The organism is Hymenobacter cyanobacteriorum, from assembly GCF_022631375.1.
Classification (GTDB): Bacteria; Bacteroidota; Bacteroidia; order Cytophagales; family Hymenobacteraceae; genus Hymenobacter; species Hymenobacter cyanobacteriorum.
This window is the reverse complement of sequence record NZ_JALBGC010000003.1, coordinates 229,873-245,963: the sequence shown is the minus strand read 5'-3', so window position 1 is coordinate 245,963 and position 16,091 is coordinate 229,873. Positions and strand designations below refer to the sequence as shown.

The following is a 16,091-nucleotide window of genomic DNA, read 5'->3' as shown; positions in this document are numbered from 1 at the left end:
AAGCGGAAAGACATGTTGCAGCGCAATGCTATTGCGTTGAAAATTAAGCATTAAATCCAAAGGCGCTCGATTATAATTCGACTCCTTTACTCCTTCACCACTCGCTGCACCTCGCTCAAACCTTCGCCGCTCAACCGCACCAAGTAAGCGCCCGGAGCCAGCGCGGCCGTGCGCTGCGCCAGCGCGGCCTGCACCTCGGCGGCGGTGCCGCGCAGCGCCAGCACCGGCTGGCCCAGCGCCGAGAGCACCTCCAGCGTCAGCGGCTGCGCGTTGGGGCTGGCGATGCGAATGTTGAACGCGCCCGGCGCGGGGTTGGGGAATAGCTGTAAGCGGGCGGTGGCGGCTTTCGGAGCCAGCGCGGCCGTGACGGTGGTGCGGAAATTCAGGCCGATGAGGATGGGGTCGTGGTCGGAAGAACGGAAGGGACTGTTCACATCGGTGGCCGCGCCGGCCACGTCGTACTCCAGGAATTCGGGCTCGGCGGCGTTGATGTGCCACTTTTCGGCGGCGAAATGGCCGGCCAGATTGGGCGTGAGCACGGCATGGTCGAGCGAGCCGCTGAGGCCGCTGAACAGGTAGGAAGCGCTGGCGGCCGGGCTGCCCAGCACGAAGCCGGCGGCACGCAGAATATCGATGGGGTCTTCTTCGTAGTTGGCGTTGTAGTCGCCCACGCTCACCACGTAGCGGGTGCCGGCCGGCTTCACCACGGTGTTGATGAATTGCACGAGGCCGTCGGCCTGCTGCTTGCGGCGCAGGTTGCTGGCCCCCTGGCCGTCCTGCTGGTCGGCGTTCACGCCGCTGCCGCTGGCTTTCGATTTCAGGTGGTTCACCACGAGGGCAAACGTGTCGCGCCGGGCGGCATTATTCGTGATAAACAGCTGGGCCAGCGGCGGCCGCTCGAACACGCCCGGCGTGAGGGATATGAGCGCCGGGCCGTAGGGCGTGAGCACCGCCGGCTTGTAGATGATGGCGCAGTGAATCAGGTCGGTGTTGTTGTACTGCTTCACCGCGCCGCCGTCGTTGATGAAGGCGTAGGTGCCCGCGCCGAAGCTCTGGTTCAGGCCGTTCACCAAATCCTGCACCGCCGAGGTGGCGCCGGTGCCGTCGTTTTCTACCTCCATCAGCCCGAGCACGTCGGCGTTCATCTGGGTGAAGGCGGCCATGATTTTGCTGCGCTGGCGCTGGAAATCGGCCAGCGTGAGCGCCCCCCGCGAGGTGGGAAAGCCACCGCCCGCACCGTCGCCGTTGAAGAAGTTCAGCACGTTCATGCTGGCAATTTTCACGTCAATCGGCCCGAAGGTGGGCGCTGGCGGGCGCACGGTCACAACCTGCGGGGCATCGACGCCGGCCAGCGGCTGCACGCGCCATTTGCTGTTGCCGTAGCCCAGCACGCCGCGCAATTTTGCTATAGTGCTGCCCACCCGCACGGTTTGGGTGGTGGCGTCGAGGTAGGGGATGGGCGTGGGGTTGGTGGCGGCGCGGCCATCGTCGAGCACCAGCGACTTGTTCACGTTGGCCGTTTGGTAGGCATTCACAGCGGCTACGTTGCTGGTGCCGGTGCTGCTGGTGCCGCTGGCCGGGTTGTCGTTGGGGTCGACGAACTGCGTGGGCTGGTACACCAGGCCGCGCAGCGAAATGGTAAGCTCGCCGCGCGATTTCACGGCCGCCACGTCGGCCACCGTGGTAGTGCCGTTGAACTCGACCAGCATGCCTTCGAGCGGCTCGGCATCGGCCGTCGAGAAGGTTGCGTTGTCGATGATGCTGAACGCGGGCAGCGGGCTGCTGGCATTCAGCACCGTGATAACCGGCGTAGTAAGCACGGCCTGGTTGAACGAGGGCGTGCTGGCAATTTCCTGCACCGCGCCGCTGATGCGCACGCGGTTGCCCACGGCCACGGTGGGCGCGGTTTGCACCACGAAAAGGGCATCGGAAGTGGCGGGGTCGCCGTCGGCCGCGGCCGCGTCGTTCTGCACGTAGAAGCCGGCCGGGCTCAGGCCCGCGTACACGCCCGTTACCACGCCTTCGATGGTGTAGTTGCCCGAGGTGGCCAGCACGCCGCTGCCCTGAATGGTGCCGATGGGCGTGATGGTCTGGGCCTGGGCCGAAGCCAGGCCGGCGGCCAGCAGCGTGGGAAGCAGAACGAAAAAAGAGGGGCGTAAAACCTGCGGCATAGCGTTGAAAATCAAAACGGGCCCAATGCGGGGCTGTAAATGTAACAGGGTTTTGGTGCCGGGTTGCACGGAGCCGGGAATTGGCCGATAAGCTCAACCACAAGGCCTTTGGGCACAACTCGCAAGCCGCTCCGGCACGTAAGACATGCAACCGCCTCTGGTCATTCCGACGCAGGAGGAATCTGAAGAGTGCGGATTATTGGTTTTACTCAGATTCCTCCTGCGTCGGAATGACGGCAGGTTCTCGTCGCAGCTTCTCATTCAATCTTACGTATTCGCCCCGGTTATATGCTCCAGGAAAACAGCTTCTCAACTTCCGCCCTTCTAGACACGGCCGCAGCCGATGCCGCTTGCGACACCTCGCGCCGCCACTTCATCAACCACGCCGGGCGCGGGCTGCTGGCCGTGGGCGTGGCCGGCGCGCTGCCGCTGGCCGCCGAGGCGCAGGCCGGCAAAACCGCCAAAACGGCCACCCCGCCGCCCGTCACCGGTCCGCTCGATATTAAGCTGCCGCCCCTGGAGGCGCCCACCGACCCCAAGGGCGCGGGCCCTCTCAACCCCGACGCGCCCGAGCGCCGCGTGGGCTACGCCGTGGTGGGCCTGGGCCACCTCACGCTGAACGAGATTCTGCCCGCTTTTGGGCAGTGCAAGCACGCCAAAGTGGTGGCGCTGGTGAGCGGCGACGCCGACAAAATGGCCAAGGTGGCTCATCAATACGGCATCAAGCCCAGCGGCTGCTACTCGTACCAGACCTACGACCAACTCAAGGACAACCCCGAGGTGGAGGTGATTTACATCGTGCTGCCCAACTCCATGCACCACGAATTCACGCTGCGCGGGGCCAAGGCCGGCAAGCACATTCTCTGCGAAAAGCCCATGGCCAACTCGGTGCAGGAGTGCGAGGAGATGATTGCGGCCTGCAAAAAAGCCGGCAAGCACCTCATGGTGGCCTACCGCATTCAGTACGAGCCCCTGAACCGCCAGGCCCAGAAGGCGGTGCGCGCCCGAACCTACGGCCAGACCAAGCTCATTCAGATGGTGAACTGCCAGAACCAGGCCCACGACCAGCAGTGGCGCCACAAAAAAGCCCTGGCCGGCGGCGGCGCCCTGCCCGACATCGGCCTCTACTGCCTGAACACCACGCGCTACCTGCTCGGCGAAGAACCCATCGAAGTGTCGGCCCAGCTATACAGCACGCCCGGCGATGCCCGCTTCAAGGAAGTAGAAGAGAACGTGACGTTTACGCTACGCTTCCCCAGCGGCGTGCTGGCGCAGTGCACCACCGGCTACGGCAGCTTCAACAGCAAGGCCTACACGGTGCACGCCGAAACCGGCAGCATTAAAATGGACCCGGCCTTTCCCTACCACGGCCTGCACCTGGAATACGTGCACGCGCCCAACGGCAAGCAGCTGAAGGAAACGCCCAACGACCCCATGAAAAACCAGTTTGCCCTCGAAATGGACCACCTGGCCGAGTGCGTGCGCCAGAACCGGCCGCCCTACACGCCCGGCGAAGAGGGCCTGCAGGACCAGCGCATCATGGAAGCCATCTACCAGTCGGCCCGCGAAAGCAAGCCGGTGAAACTGGCCGCCGCCCCGCGGCTCGACGCTTTCCGCGGCCCGCTGCCGACGGAAGAAGAAGCGTAGCAGGCGGGTTGGCCTGGCAGAAAAAGCCGGGGCCGGCCAACTTCTGCCTGCCCTTAGCGGTTTAAGCGCGAACGCGGCTGTTGCAGCCTGGCCCTCGGGGCCAATGGGCTGTAGCAGCCGCGGTTGTATGCAGTTGTTTTTCTGATTAATGCCACCGGCCACCCGTTCCCTCTATTTCGAAAACACCATTGGCCGCCTCTGGGAAGAACCCGAAGGCTACCTGCGGCTGGAATACAAGCCCGGCCCGCGCGAGCTGGTGCAGTTCCGCGCCCTGCTCACCCACGCGGCGCAGGCGCTAAGCCGCCACGGCTGGGCCAATATGCTTGTCGACCAGCGCCAGATGGCTCCCTTCACCCCCGTCGAGCAGGCCTGGATGACCGGCGAGTGGCTACCCAAAGCCGTGCACGAGCACGGCTACCGCCACGGGGCGGTGCTGGTGGCCCACAACGTTTTCGCCCGCCTGGCCATGACGCAGCTGGTTTTCGGCACCCGCGACCTGCCCCACACCTACCGCACCTTCGAGAACGAAGCCGAGGCGGTGGCGTGGCTGGGTTCGGTGAAGAGTTAGGGGCTAGTAATGGAAAAAGAACGTCATGCTGAGCTTGCCGAAGCATCTCTACCGCGCAACGCATTCCAATCGGAAGGATTACTCTCGGGGTAGAGATGCTTCGACTGCGCTCAGCATGACGTTCAAATCACACCTGCCCGGCCAGCAGGTCCTCAAACGTCTGGCGGCGGCGAATTAGGCGCAGCTCGCCCGATTCTTCGCGCAGCACTTCGGCCGGGCGCAGGCGCGAGTTGAAGCTGCTGCTCATCTCGAAGCCGTAGGCCCCGGCGTTGTGGAACACCAGCAGGTCGTTTTCGTGGATTTCGGGCAGCAGGCGGTCCCAGGCGAAGGTATCCGTCTCGCAGATGTTGCCCACCACCGTGTAGAGCCGCTCGGCGCCCTCGGGGTTGGTGAGGTTGCTGATGTGGTGGTAACTCTCGTAGAACATGGGCCGGATGAGGTGGTTGAAGCCCGAATTCACGCCCGCAAACACCGTGGCGGTGGTCTGCTTCACCACGGCCACGTTCACCAGCAGAAAACCGCTTTCGCTCACCAGGTACTTGCCCGGCTCGAACCAGCACTCCAGCGGCCGGCCGTACTCTTCCTCGAAGGCACTGAAGGCCGTGGCCACACGCCGGCCCAGCTCGGCCACGTCGGTTTCGGTTTCGGTGGGGCGGTAGGGCACTTTGAAGCCCGAGCCCAGGTCCAGAAACTCCAGGTCGGGGAAGCGCCCGGCCGCATCGAATAGCACCGCCAGCCCGCGCAGAAACACTTCCACATCCTTAATCTCGGAGCCGGTGTGCATGTGCAGGCCGCGCACGTGCAGGCCGGTGCTCTTCACCACGCGCTCGAGGTGGCGCAGCTGGTGAATGCTGATGCCAAATTTCGAGTCGATGTGGCCGGTTTGAATCTTGTAGTTGCCGCCGGCTTCGATGTGCGGGTTCAGGCGCACGCACACCGGATACGAGCCGCCGTAGGTAGCGCCGAAGCGCTCGAGCAGCGAAATGTTGTCGATGTTGAGGTTGACGCCCATGTTTTTGGCCTCGGCCACCTCGGCAAACGTCACGCCGTTGGGCGTGAACAGAATGTTCTCGGGCGCGAAGCCGGCGTGCAGGCCCAGCTTCACTTCGTTAATGCTCACGCAGTCGAGGCCCGCGCCCAGGCTCAGGATGTGGCGCAGGATGGCCACGTTGCTCAGGGCTTTGCAGGCGTAGAAAAACCGCGTGGGCCGCAGCGAGAAAGCATTTTCCAGCTTGCGGTACTGGCGCGTGATGGTGGCGGCGTCGTAAACGTATAGGGGAGTGCCGAACTGTTCGGCCGCGGCGCGCAGCGCCTCGTTAATTTCTGACATAAGCACAAAAGTACGCCCGCCCTTGTTGTAGCACCTTGCCGCCCCCGGCAAATAGCTGCCCCAGGCCCTTGGGAAAGCTGCTGCAACCGCTGAAAGCGGTTGGCAGTACTGCTTTTTATTCAACAAGACTACCGGCTCGGTCGCTGCTGCGTACCACCGCAGGCCCCGTATATTTCTATTTCACATGTCCGATTCTGCTTCCCTCGAAGTCTGGCTGCGCGGCCCCGTGCCGGGCGTGCCATCCATGCTTCAGCCCGTGGCCCACGCCCTGCTGCAAGCCCGCGAGGAGCTGGCCGGCGCCTTCGCCGACTTCCCGCCCACCCTGCTCAACGAGCGCCCCGAAGCAGTGGCGTCGGTGGGTTTTCACCTCCAGCACCTAGCCGGCGTGCTCGACCGCACCTTTACCTACGCCCGCGGCGAGGCCCTTACGCCCGCCCAGCAGGCCCAGCTGGCCAAAGAAACCCAGCCGCTGCCCACCGATGCCGAAACGCTGGAGCAGCTTCAGCAGCGCTTCAATCAACAAGTAGACCGGGCTTTGGCCCAGCTCCGCACCACCGATTTCGCCGACCTCACCGAGCTGCGCGGCGTAGGGCGGGCGCAGGTGCCCTCCACCGTCATCGGCTTGCTGGTACACGCCGCCGAGCACACCACCCGCCACCTGGGCCAGCTGTTGGTAACGGCCAAATGGGTGCGCAGCCAGGCGTAGGCGCTGCCTAAGAGGCACATACTGGGCGGGTGCTTATCTTCCGGCATGAATGCTGATTTTCTCGTTTCGATGCGCTTGGCAATCCTGATTGGCCTAGCTGCGGGCCCGGTCGGCGCTTCGGCCCAGGCGTTGCTGCTCACCAGCCGCCAGCCGGCCCCGATGGCAACGCAGGTGCCGCGGACCAGCGCGGTCACGCTCACTTTTTCGCAGCCGTTAGGGGCGGCTTCGGCGTCGGCGGTGCAGGTGTTCAGCCAGCAGCGCGGTGGCCGGCTGATGGGCGCCCGCACGCTGAGCGGCAACGCGCTGACGTTGCAGCCGCAGCGGGCGTTTCGGCCGGGCGAAACGCTTTGGGCCACGGCCACAACCGCCGCGCAAACGGCCAGCGGCACGGCCCTGGCGCGGCCACAGGTGTAGCAGTTCACGGCCGCCGCGGTGGGCGGCACTGGCCAGCTGCTTGGCAACACCGACATCATGGGGCCGTCGAACCCCTACGCCATTGCCGCTGCCGATGTGGACGATGACGGCGACGTGGACCTGCTGAGCGCCAACTCCACCGGCTTTAACGTGACGGTGTTTCGCAACGACGGGGCGGCCGGCTTCACGGCCGGCGGCATCGTGGCGGTGCCCGTGCCCTACAGCCCACAGTCGCTGACGGTGGGCGACCTCGACGGCGATGGCGACCTCGACCTGGTGGCCGGCGCATACACCAGCCCCGGCGCGGTGTCGGGCGTGGGAGTGCTGTGCGTGCGCTTCAACAACGGCAGCGGCGTGTTTTCGGGCACCGGCAACGTGGCCGCGCCCCAGCCAGTGCACAGCCTGGTGCTGGGCGATGTGGACGGCGACGGCGACCTCGACCTGCTGGCCAGCCTGGGCGGCACCGCGCCGGCCGTGCAGGTGCGCCTCAACAACGGCTTGGGAGGCTTTGGCGCGCCCACCAGCCTGCCCATGCAGTCGGAGTGTCTGCGCCTGTGCCTGGGCGATATCGACGGCGACGGCGACCTCGACCTGCTGGCCAATACCTACAACGGCGGCGAAGTAAGCATTCGCTTCAACAACGGCAGCGGCGTGTTTTCGGGCACGGCCAGCATCGTCACGAACACCTACAATTACGCGCTTGCCTTGGCGGACTTCGACCGCGACGGCGACCTTGACATCGCCTTGAGTTCGGACAATTTCCGCGGCGTCGAGCTGTACGCTAATAACGGCCAGGCCAGTTTCCTGCTGTTCGCACGCCTGGCCACCCTGGGCAACCAGACGAGCCTGACCGCCGCCGACCTCAACGGCGACGGCGCGCCCGACGTGCTGGGCACGGGCAGCGACAAAGTCGAGTCCTTTCTCAACAACGGCACGGGCGGCTTCGGCCCCCGCATGAACTCGTCGTACGTGTACTTCGGCCCGCGCGACCTGGCCGCCGCCGACCTCGACAACGACGGCGACCTCGACGTGGCCCTGGCCAGCACTGCCGGCAACCGCCTGAGCGTGCGCCTGAACAATGGCACCGGCGCTCCCTTGGCACAGTTGAACCCAGCCCCAGCCGCTCCATTCACCATAAGCCCTGTGCCGGCCCACCCCGCCGATGACGCCGTGTGGGTGCGGCAGCTGCCGGCCGGCACCCGCGCCGTGCTGGTGCGCGATGCCATGGGCCGGGCCGTGCGCACTGTGCCGGTAGCCGGCACCGCCGTCGCGCTGCCGCTGGCCGGGCTGCGGCCCGGGCTCTACCTGGTGCAGGCGGGCAGCGCCACCGCGCGGCTGATGGTGGAATAAGCCACTGTCGGCCGCGCGGTAGCTAACTATTTGCGCAGTAAAATACTACGCACGTGGCTTGGCGCGCTCATACTGCGCCGGCCATTCAATTTCCACGCCCAGCTCCTGAGCCGCCGTCAGCGGGAAGTAGGGCTCGCGCAGAAACTCGCGGGCCAGCAGCACCAGGTCGGCCTGGCCGTTGGCTAGGATGGCTTCGGCCTCGGCCGGCGTGGTGATGAGTCCTACCGCGCCGGTCATAATCCCGGCTTCGGCCTTGATGCGCCCGGCAAACTGCACCTGGTAGCCGGGGCCGACGGGGATGGGGGCTTTGGGCACGTTGCCGCCCGTTGAGCAGTCAATCAAATCCACGCCGCGCGTTTTGAGCAGGGCCGCCAGCTGCACCGATTCGTCGGCGTTCCAGCCGCCTTCGGTCCAGTCGGTGGCCGAGAGGCGCACGATGAGCGGCAGTTCGTCGGGCCACATTTCGCGGGTAGCAGCCACTACTTCGAGCAGCAGGCGCACGCGGTTTTCGAAGCTGCCGCCGTACTCGTCGGTGCGCTGGTTGCTGAGCGGCGACAGAAACTCGTGCAGCAGGTAGCCGTGGGCGGCGTGCAACTCCACCACCTGGTAGCCGGCCGCCAGCGCCCGCCCAGCCGCCGCCCGGAAATCGGAAATGACTTTTTTAATACCGGCCGCGTCCAGCGCTTCGGGCCGGGGGTAGTCGTCGGCAAACGCAGCGTCGCCGGGGCCCACCACCGGCCAGCCGCCCGCGTTCAGTGGCACTTCGCCCGCGCCACTCCAGGGGCGGTAGGTGCTGGCCTTGCGGCCCGCGTGCGCCAGCTGGATACCCGGCACGCTGCCCTGCGCCACAATAAAATCGGTGATGCGGCGCAGCATGGGCAGGTGCTCGTCTTTCCAGATGCCCAGGTCTTCGGGGCTGATGCGGCCCTCGAACGACACGGCCGTGGCTTCCTGAATGATGAGGCCCGCGCCGCCCACGGCCCGGCTGCCCAGGTGCACCAGGTGCCAGTCGTTGGCAAAGCCGTCTTCGGCGCTGTACTGGCACATGGGCGATACCACAATGCGGTTTTTGAGGGTGACGCCGCGCAGGGCCAGGGGTTCAAATAGCTTAACCATGAAATTGCTGAGGGAATGCGAAGCTGAGTAAACCGGGTTTGCGGAGCGAAGGTTGTGGCTGGTAGTGTAGTCAGAAGGGAAACCAGTCCGTCATGCCGAGCGCAGCCGAGGCATCTCTACCGCTTCATTGAAGTCGTCATTGATTGCGTTGCGCGGTAGAGATGCTTCGACAAGCTCAGCATGACGTTCTTAATTATGGCCCGCCGAGCCCCCGCAAAATTTGCTTTTCTGCAATCCCCCCTTACCTTGCAGCCGCAAACCACCCGCACCATGCTCCAGACGCGCTACTTTTTTGGCTATTATTACTTCTACGCCGCCGCGTAGAACGAGCCGCCGTTTGTAGCTAACTCCCGCAAACTTCTCCAGCGCCGCTCGTTCTTCGGGAGGCGCTTTTTTAATGCCCGTTTCTTTTCAGATGCCCACACTGCACCACGTCTTTTTTACCTATTGCTATTACTTCTTCTATCCGAAGAAGCCGGCCCTGTGTTGCCCGTGTTAACCATCACACGCTTGCCAACAACCCAGGGCCCCCGCACCGCGGAGGCCCTTTTTTGTTGTCGGGACTTGGGGACTCAGGGTCTTGGGGACTTGGATATTCAAAGTCAGCCAACCTGTTTCTGAAGAAAAACCTCAAAACCCAAGACTCCAAAGTCAAAAAACCAAGTTCCCAAGTCCCTAAGTCCCCAACATCATGATTCACCACGTTTCCATTCAGGGTTTCCAGGGCAGTTTCCACGAGGTAGCGGCCCGCCGCTTCTTTGGCGCGCAGCCGGCGCTGCTGCCCTGCGCCACCTTTGGCGCGGTGGTGGCGCACGTGGTGAACGGCACCGCCGCCGCCGGCCTGATGGCCATGGAAAACTCGCTGGCCGGCAGCATTCTACCCAACTACCTGCTGCTGGAGCGCCACGCCGTGCGCGTCACCGGCGAGGTGTACCTCCCCATTCATCAGCACCTGCTGGCGCTGCCCGGCACCACGCTGGCCGACGTGCAGGCCGTGCACTCGCACCCCATGGCCCTGCGCCAGTGCGGCGATTTCCTCGACCACCACCCGCACTGGAAGCTGGTGGAAACCGACGACACCGGCCACAGTGCCCAGCTGCTGGCCGAGCAGCGCCCCCCCGGCGTGGCCGTAGTGGCCGGCGCGCAGGCCGCCGAACAGTTTGGCCTCCACATTCTGGCCCCCGCCATCCACGACGACCCGCACAACTACACCCGCTTTCTGGTGCTGGAACGCGCCGCCGAGGTGCTGCCCGACCCCGCGGCCGATAAGGCTTCGCTCTACTTCTGCGCGCCGCACGCGCCCGGCAGCCTGGCCACCGTGCTGGCCCGCGTGGCAGCCCACGGGCTGAATTTGAGCAAGCTGCAATCGTGCCCCCGGCCGGGCCAACCCTGGCACTACGGCTTCCACGCCGACGTGGAATTTGCGGCGCTGGCACAACTGGAGGCACTGCTACTGGATTTGGAGCCGGTGACGGAGGAACTGCGGGTGCTGGGAGCCTACCGGCGCGGTACCTGGAACGTTGCCGAAACAGAAGCTCACGAGGCACTAAGCCTTGCTAAAAATTAAGCTGCCTTCTCCCATGAACATCTCCATTGCCAGCCGCCTGGCCCATACCGGCGAATACTACTTCTCGCGCAAGCTGCGCGAGCTGGCTGCCCTCAACGCAGCCGGGGCCAATATCATCAGCCTGGGCATTGGCAGCCCCGATTTGCCGCCGCACCCCAGCGTGGTGGCAGCGCTGGCGCAGGCGGCCGCGCAGCCCGGCGCGCACGGCTACCAAAGCTACCAGGGCACGCCCGCACTGCGCGGAGCCATGGCAGAGTTCTACCAGCGGCACTACGGCGTGGCGCTGGACCCGGCTACCGAAATTCTGCCGCTGCTGGGCTCCAAAGAAGGCCTGATGCACATCGGGATGACGTTTCTGGAGGCCGGTGACGCGGTGCTCATTCCCAACCCCGGCTACCCGACGTACCGGGCCGTGGCCGAAATCTGCGGGGCGGAAGTACGCGAGTACAACCTGACCGAAGCCACCGGCTGGCTGCCCGACCTCGACGCGCTGGCCCAAACCGACCTCTCGCGGGTGAAGCTGATGCTGGTGAACTACCCACACATGCCCACCGGCACGGCCGCCGGCCTGCCGTTTCTCACGCGGCTGGTAGAATTTGCCACAGCCCACAACATTCTGCTGGTGCACGACAACCCCTACGGCTTCATTCTGAACGAAACGCCACCCTTGAGCCTGTTGGCCGTGCCCGGCGCCCGCGAAGTGGCCGTCGAGCTGAACTCGCTGAGCAAAAGCCACAACCTGGCGGGCTGGCGCGTGGGCCTGCTGGCGGGCCGTGCCGACGTCATCGCCAGCGTCCTGCGCTTCAAAAGCAACATGGATTCGGGCATGTTTCTGCCGGTGCAGCAGGCTGCCGTGGCGGCCCTAGCGCTGGGCGACGATTGGTTTGCGGAGCTAAACGCCACCTATCGTGCTCGCCGCGCCTTAGTGCTGGAATTGTTGCAGGCGCTGGGCTGCACACCCGCGCCGGGCCAGGTGGGCCTGTTCATCTGGGCGGCGGTGCCAGCGGGCTTTGCCGACGGCTACGCGCTAAGCGACGCGGTGCTGGCCGAAGCGCGGGTGTTCCTCACGCCAGGCGGCATTTTCGGCAGCAATGGCAACGGCTACATCCGGGCCAGCCTGTGCCAGCCGGAAGCGCTGCTGCGCGAGGCGCTGGCGCGGGTGCGGGAATCGTCCGTCATCCTGAGCGCAGCGAAGGACCTTATCACGACCGCGCCGATTTAATTACTGCCTGTTGTTCGGACATGATAAGGTCCTTCGCTGCGCTCAGGATGACAGGCGGTTTCCATTAGCCCACTCAACCCTCAAAACTCAACCCTTCCTCCAATGACGGTCACCATTATCGGCTTGGGCCTTATCGGCGGCTCGCTGGCGCTGAGCCTGCGGCAACATGGGCTAGCGCAGCACCTTATTGGCGTGGAGAGCAGCGCGGCCCACGCCCGTCGGGCGCTGGAATTAGGTCTTGTCGACGAAATCGAACCCGACCTCGCCGCTGCCGTGCGCCGGGCCGACCTCGTGGTGGTGGCCGTGCCGGTAGATGCCATGGTGGCCGTGCTGCCACCGGTGCTCGACCTCATCGGCCCGCGGCAGGTCGTCATCGACGTGGGCTCGACCAAACAGGCATTGCTGGCCGCCGTGGCGGGGCACTCGCGCCGGGGCCGCTTCGTGGCCGTGCACCCCATGGCGGGCACCGAGCATTCGGGGCCGGAGGCGGCCGTGTCGGGCCTGTTCGAAGGCAAAACCGTGGTGCTTTGCGATGCCGAGCACAGCGACGCTGACGCGGTGCTAACGGTGGAGCGGCTGTTTCAGGCGCTGCCCATGCGGCTGCTGTACCTCAACGGGGCCGACCACGACGTGCACACGGCCTACGTGTCGCACATCTCGCACATCACCTCGTTTGCCCTGGCCCTCACGGTGCTCGAAAAGGAGAAAGAGGAGCAGCGCATCTTCGATTTGGCCAGCGGCGGGTTTGAGTCGACGGTGCGGCTGGCCAAGAGCGCGCCGGCTACCTGGGTACCCATTTTCCGGCAGAACCGGCTGAATGTGCTCGATGTGCTTGATGAGCATTTGCACCAATTGCAGCACCTGCGCGAGCTGCTGGCCAGTGAAGACTACGACGGGTTGGCCGAGCAGATTCGGCAGGCCAACCACATTCGCAAGATTCTGCCGTGAACGATGGCAACATCTGTCATCCTGAGCGGAGCGAAGGACCTTAGCACGTTTGCGTGAATTACTGCAAGACGTTCTTCGGTGATAAGGTCCTTCGCTGTGCTCAGGATGACAGCCAAAAATTAATCACTGACCACTAACCATTGACCATTAAAATGAAATCCGCCTTATTCAACCGCCAGTCCGATGACAAGCCTTACCTCATTTCCGGCCCGTGCTCGGCCGAAACCGAGGCGCAGGTACTCGAAACCTGCCAGCGCCTGGCCGCCACCGGCAAGGTGCAGGCCCTGCGCGCCGGCATCTGGAAGCCCCGCACCAAGCCCGGCGGCTTCGAGGGCATCGGCACCAAGGGGCTGCCGTGGCTGAAGAAAGCCAGCGAACTGACCGGCCTGCCCGTGGCCGTGGAAGTGGCCACCGCCAAGCACGTGGAGGACTGCCTGGCCTTCGGGGTGGACATTCTGTGGGTGGGGGCGCGCACCACGGGCAACCCGTTTTCGGTGCAGGAAATTGCCAACGTGCTGCGCGGCGTGGATGTGCCGGTGCTCGTCAAAAACCCCATTCACCCCGAACTGGAGCTGTGGGTGGGCGCCGTGGAGCGCCTGCAAAAGGCCGGTTTGAAGCAGGTGGGCCTCATTCACCGGGGCTTTTCGAGCTACGGCAACACCGATTTCCGCAATGCGCCGATGTGGCACCTGCCCATCGAGATGAAGCGTCGGCTGCCCGAGCTGCCGCTGCTCTGCGACCCCAGCCACATCTGCGGGCGGCGCGACACGCTGGCCGCCGTGGCCCAGCAGGCCCTCAACCTGGGCTTCGACGGCAACATGCTCGAAAGCCACATCGACCCCGACAATGCCTGGAGCGACGCCAAGCAGCAAATCACCCCCGAGGTGCTGCGCGACCTCATCGAAAACCTGGTGTGGCGCCACGAAACCACCAACGAGCAGGAGTTCCTGTCGGCCCTCACCGGCCTGCGCGAGCAAATCAACCAGCTCGATGCCGAGATGATGCAGCTGCTGGGCCGCCGCATGGCCGTGGCCGAACGCATCGGCCAGTACAAGCGCGACAACGACATCACCATCCTGCAAACCAACCGCTGGAACGAGGTGCTGGAGCGCGCCCAGCGCCAGGGCGCCTCCGTGGGCCTCACCCACGAGTTTGTGGAGCAGTATTTGGCGGCCGTGCATCTGGAATCCATCAACCGCCAGAACCGGGTGATGGAAGGGTAGGCGGTGTGGGCCGTACCCCGAAGCACCGCTTCGGGGTACGGCCGGGCTACTCTACCACTAGGCGCTGGGTGCCGACGGTGCGGCCGGCGCGCACTTGCAAGGCATAGATGCCCGGCGCGAGGCCGCTCAGGTCCAACTCGTGGCGCAGGCCGGCGGCGGGCAGGGGCACGGTGGCCGTGCGCCGGGTACGGCCCAGGGCATCGAGCAGGGTAAGGGTGGCGGCGGCAGTGCCGGGCTGGGCCGGCAGCGTAATGGTAGTAGCGGCGCGGGTAGGGTTGGGAAACAGGGAGAAACTCAGGCCGCTGTGGGCGGCGGCAGTGGCCAGCAGGGTGGGGTCGGTAAGGGCCGTGAGGAAGGCGGCATTGTCGTTCGGCAAGCCCGCGATGACCTGACTGCCGAAGGTAGCCGGGGCGCTCAGGTACCCCGTGACGAAGACGGTAGTGCCCGCAATGGCCAGGCCCCGGGCGGCGTCTTCGTTGGGGCCGCCCGCCCGCAGCGCCCAGGCAAAGCTGCCGGCCGCCCCCGCATCGGTGAGCTTGGCCACGAAGGCATCGCCGGAGGTATTCTGGTTGGCATTGGCGAGCGCGGTGGCCCCAAAGCTGGCGGCAACGCTTTGGTAGAGGCCCGCCAAGTAAAGGCTCGGCCCGCTCACGGCCAGGGCAAAGCACCGGTCGTCGTGCGTGCCCCCCGCCCGTTGGGCCCAGGCAAAGCTGGCCGTGGCGCCCGCATCGGTGAGCTTGGCCACAAACACGTCCTTGTTGCCCAGGCTGGCGAGCGAGGTGCCGCCGAAAGTGGCGGCAGCGCCCTGAAAATCGCCGGCTACATACACGCTGCTGCCGCGCACGGCCACCGCGGTGGCCTGGCCTTCGTTGGCGGGGCCGGCCTGCTGAGCCCACGCGAAGTCGCCGGTGCTGCCAGTATCCACCAGCTTCGCCACCAGCAGGCTTTCCGCACCCGTGTTGTAGAGCGTATGCGGGCCAAAGCTGGCCGCCGCGCCCCGAAAAGCGCCCACCACATACACCTTCTCGTCGGCAACGGCCAGCGCGGCCGGCGCATCGGCCCCGGTACCGCCGGCGCGCACGGCCCAGGCAAACTGGCTCGTCGTTCCCTGGTCCAGCAGCTTGGCCACAAACAGGTCGTAGTCGCCCGCAGTGGCCAGCGTGGTGGTGCCCACGCCCAGGGTCGCGCTGTCGAAAGCCCCGGCCAGGTACACGTTGCCGCCGGCAGCCGCCAGGGCATAGGCCTGCTCGTGGCCCGGCCCCCCTACGCGCTGGGCCCAGTCGAAAGTAGCGGCCGGGCCGGTGTCGGTGAGTTTGGCCACAAACACGTCGTCGGTAGCACTGGCGTTGGCCAGCGTGGTAGCGCCAAAGCTGATGGTGGCACTCTGAAACGTGCCCGCCACGTACACGCCCGTCCCGTTCAGGGCAATGCCGGTGGCGCGCTCGTAGCCCGTGCCACCGGCCCGCTGCGCCCAGGCAAACGCGTTGCGCACGCTGTTCCATCGGGCCACAAACACGTCATCCCCTCCCGCGCTCGTCAGCGTAAGCGCCCCCAGGCTGAGCGTGCCCGAAAACGTGCCGGCTAAGTACACGTTGCCGTTGTCATCAGCGGCCGTGGTCAGAATGTAGGAGTAGCCGCCGAGGGTCGTCACGGTCGCCTGCCAGGCCGGCGCCTGCGCCCGTGCCGCCGGCCCGGCCAGCGCCAGCAGCAGCAAACAAGTTGCCGCCAGCCGGCCGCGCATTCCCGCGAAAAAGTGTTTCATCGAAAGAAAGGTGAAAGCCCGCCGTTGGTAGAAGGCCCGGGCGAAGGTAGCCGCCAAAAAGAAACCC

Annotated in this window: 14 protein-coding genes; 10 read left to right on the top strand and 4 right to left on the bottom strand. The window is 65.4% G+C overall.

From position 1 onward, the window contains the following. Positions 1-86 precede the first annotated feature (86 nt). Positions 87-2,171, bottom strand: a complete 2,085-nt coding sequence (locus MON38_RS10820; RefSeq protein WP_241936187.1) for an ExeM/NucH family extracellular endonuclease — start codon at positions 2,169-2,171, stop codon at positions 87-89. Between the two features lie 288 nt (positions 2,172-2,459). Between MON38_RS10820 and MON38_RS10815 the strand changes: the two genes are divergently transcribed. Next, positions 2,460-3,818 (top strand): Gfo/Idh/MocA family protein, encoded by a 1,359-nt coding sequence (locus MON38_RS10815; RefSeq protein WP_241936186.1) that lies wholly within the window; start codon positions 2,460-2,462, stop codon positions 3,816-3,818. Positions 3,819-3,966: 148 nt separating this feature from the next. Further along, positions 3,967-4,386 (top strand): SpoIIAA family protein, encoded by a 420-nt coding sequence (locus tag MON38_RS10810; protein ID WP_241936185.1) that lies wholly within the window; start codon positions 3,967-3,969, stop codon positions 4,384-4,386. A gap of 127 nt (positions 4,387-4,513) precedes the next feature. On the opposite strand, the gene lysA is transcribed toward MON38_RS10810, so the two are convergent. After that, positions 4,514-5,716, bottom strand: coding sequence for a diaminopimelate decarboxylase (gene lysA / locus MON38_RS10805; protein ID WP_241936184.1), 1,203 nt, complete (start codon positions 5,714-5,716; stop codon positions 4,514-4,516). 184 nt (positions 5,717-5,900) lie between these two features. On the opposite strand from lysA, the gene MON38_RS10800 reads away from it, so the two are divergent. From MON38_RS10800 to MON38_RS10790, 3 genes are read left to right on the top strand one after another with little or no spacing between them, the layout of a single operon-like run. Continuing rightward, positions 5,901-6,422, top strand: a complete 522-nt coding sequence (locus MON38_RS10800; RefSeq protein WP_241936183.1) for a DinB family protein — start codon at positions 5,901-5,903, stop codon at positions 6,420-6,422. Positions 6,423-6,467: 45 nt separating this feature from the next. After that, positions 6,468-6,836, top strand: a complete 369-nt coding sequence (locus tag MON38_RS10795; RefSeq protein WP_241936182.1) for an Ig-like domain-containing domain — start codon at positions 6,468-6,470, stop codon at positions 6,834-6,836. 18 nt (positions 6,837-6,854) lie between these two features. Further along, entirely contained in the window at positions 6,855-8,186 is a 1,332-nt protein-coding gene (locus tag MON38_RS10790; RefSeq protein WP_241936181.1) for an FG-GAP repeat domain-containing protein, read from the top strand. Between the two features lie 45 nt (positions 8,187-8,231). Here the strand turns inward: MON38_RS10790 and MON38_RS10785 are convergent, their stop codons facing one another. Continuing rightward, the gene (locus tag MON38_RS10785; protein WP_241936180.1) at positions 8,232-9,302 is read right to left on the bottom strand and encodes an NADH:flavin oxidoreductase/NADH oxidase; all 1,071 of its coding nucleotides are present in this window, start codon (positions 9,300-9,302) and stop codon (positions 8,232-8,234) included. A gap of 180 nt (positions 9,303-9,482) precedes the next feature. Between MON38_RS10785 and MON38_RS10780 the strand changes: the two genes are divergently transcribed. From MON38_RS10780 to MON38_RS10760, 5 genes are all read left to right on the top strand, one after another. Beyond that, positions 9,483-9,626, top strand: coding sequence for a hypothetical protein (locus MON38_RS10780; RefSeq protein ID WP_241936179.1), 144 nt, complete (start codon positions 9,483-9,485; stop codon positions 9,624-9,626). A 367-nt stretch (positions 9,627-9,993) separates the two neighbouring features. Next, positions 9,994-10,869 carry a prephenate dehydratase gene (locus MON38_RS10775; protein ID WP_241936178.1) on the top strand — a complete coding sequence of 292 codons (876 nt, stop codon included), beginning with the start codon at positions 9,994-9,996 and terminating at the stop codon, positions 10,867-10,869. Between the two features lie 13 nt (positions 10,870-10,882). Continuing rightward, positions 10,883-12,091, top strand: a complete 1,209-nt coding sequence (locus MON38_RS10770; protein WP_241936177.1) for a pyridoxal phosphate-dependent aminotransferase — start codon at positions 10,883-10,885, stop codon at positions 12,089-12,091. Positions 12,092-12,193: 102 nt separating this feature from the next. Beyond that, complete coding sequence (locus MON38_RS10765; RefSeq protein ID WP_241936176.1) at positions 12,194-13,039, top strand: prephenate dehydrogenase; 846 nt, start codon at positions 12,194-12,196, stop codon at positions 13,037-13,039. A 152-nt stretch (positions 13,040-13,191) separates the two neighbouring features. Beyond that, on the top strand, positions 13,192-14,262 hold the full coding sequence (locus MON38_RS10760) for a chorismate mutase (protein ID WP_241936175.1): 1,071 nt from the start codon (positions 13,192-13,194) through the stop codon (positions 14,260-14,262). Positions 14,263-14,308: 46 nt separating this feature from the next. Here MON38_RS10760 and MON38_RS10755 read toward each other — a convergent pair whose 3' ends face one another. Next, the gene (locus MON38_RS10755; RefSeq protein WP_241936174.1) at positions 14,309-16,024 is read right to left on the bottom strand and encodes a T9SS type A sorting domain-containing protein; all 1,716 of its coding nucleotides are present in this window, start codon (positions 16,022-16,024) and stop codon (positions 14,309-14,311) included. Positions 16,025-16,091: the final 67 nt, after the last annotated feature.

Coding starts and splice junctions, on each gene's coding strand:
- MON38_RS10815 (WP_241936186.1), top strand. CDS start 2,460: ATGCTCCAGGAAAACAGCTTCTCAACTTCCGCCCTTCTAGACACGGCC.
- MON38_RS10780 (WP_241936179.1), top strand. CDS start 9,483: ATGACGTTCTTAATTATGGCCCGCCGAGCCCCCGCAAAATTTGCTTTT.
- MON38_RS10765 (WP_241936176.1), top strand. CDS start 12,194: ATGACGGTCACCATTATCGGCTTGGGCCTTATCGGCGGCTCGCTGGCG.
- MON38_RS10770 (WP_241936177.1), top strand. CDS start 10,883: ATGAACATCTCCATTGCCAGCCGCCTGGCCCATACCGGCGAATACTAC.
- MON38_RS10775 (WP_241936178.1), top strand. CDS start 9,994: ATGATTCACCACGTTTCCATTCAGGGTTTCCAGGGCAGTTTCCACGAG.
- MON38_RS10820 (WP_241936187.1), bottom strand. CDS start 2,171: ATGCCGCAGGTTTTACGCCCCTCTTTTTTCGTTCTGCTTCCCACGCTG.
- lysA (WP_241936184.1), bottom strand. CDS start 5,716: ATGTCAGAAATTAACGAGGCGCTGCGCGCCGCGGCCGAACAGTTCGGC.
- MON38_RS10760 (WP_241936175.1), top strand. CDS start 13,192: ATGAAATCCGCCTTATTCAACCGCCAGTCCGATGACAAGCCTTACCTC.
- MON38_RS10800 (WP_241936183.1), top strand. CDS start 5,901: ATGTCCGATTCTGCTTCCCTCGAAGTCTGGCTGCGCGGCCCCGTGCCG.
- MON38_RS10810 (WP_241936185.1), top strand. CDS start 3,967: ATGCCACCGGCCACCCGTTCCCTCTATTTCGAAAACACCATTGGCCGC.
- MON38_RS10755 (WP_241936174.1), bottom strand. CDS start 16,024: ATGAAACACTTTTTCGCGGGAATGCGCGGCCGGCTGGCGGCAACTTGT.
- MON38_RS10785 (WP_241936180.1), bottom strand. CDS start 9,302: ATGGTTAAGCTATTTGAACCCCTGGCCCTGCGCGGCGTCACCCTCAAA.
- MON38_RS10795 (WP_241936182.1), top strand. CDS start 6,468: ATGAATGCTGATTTTCTCGTTTCGATGCGCTTGGCAATCCTGATTGGC.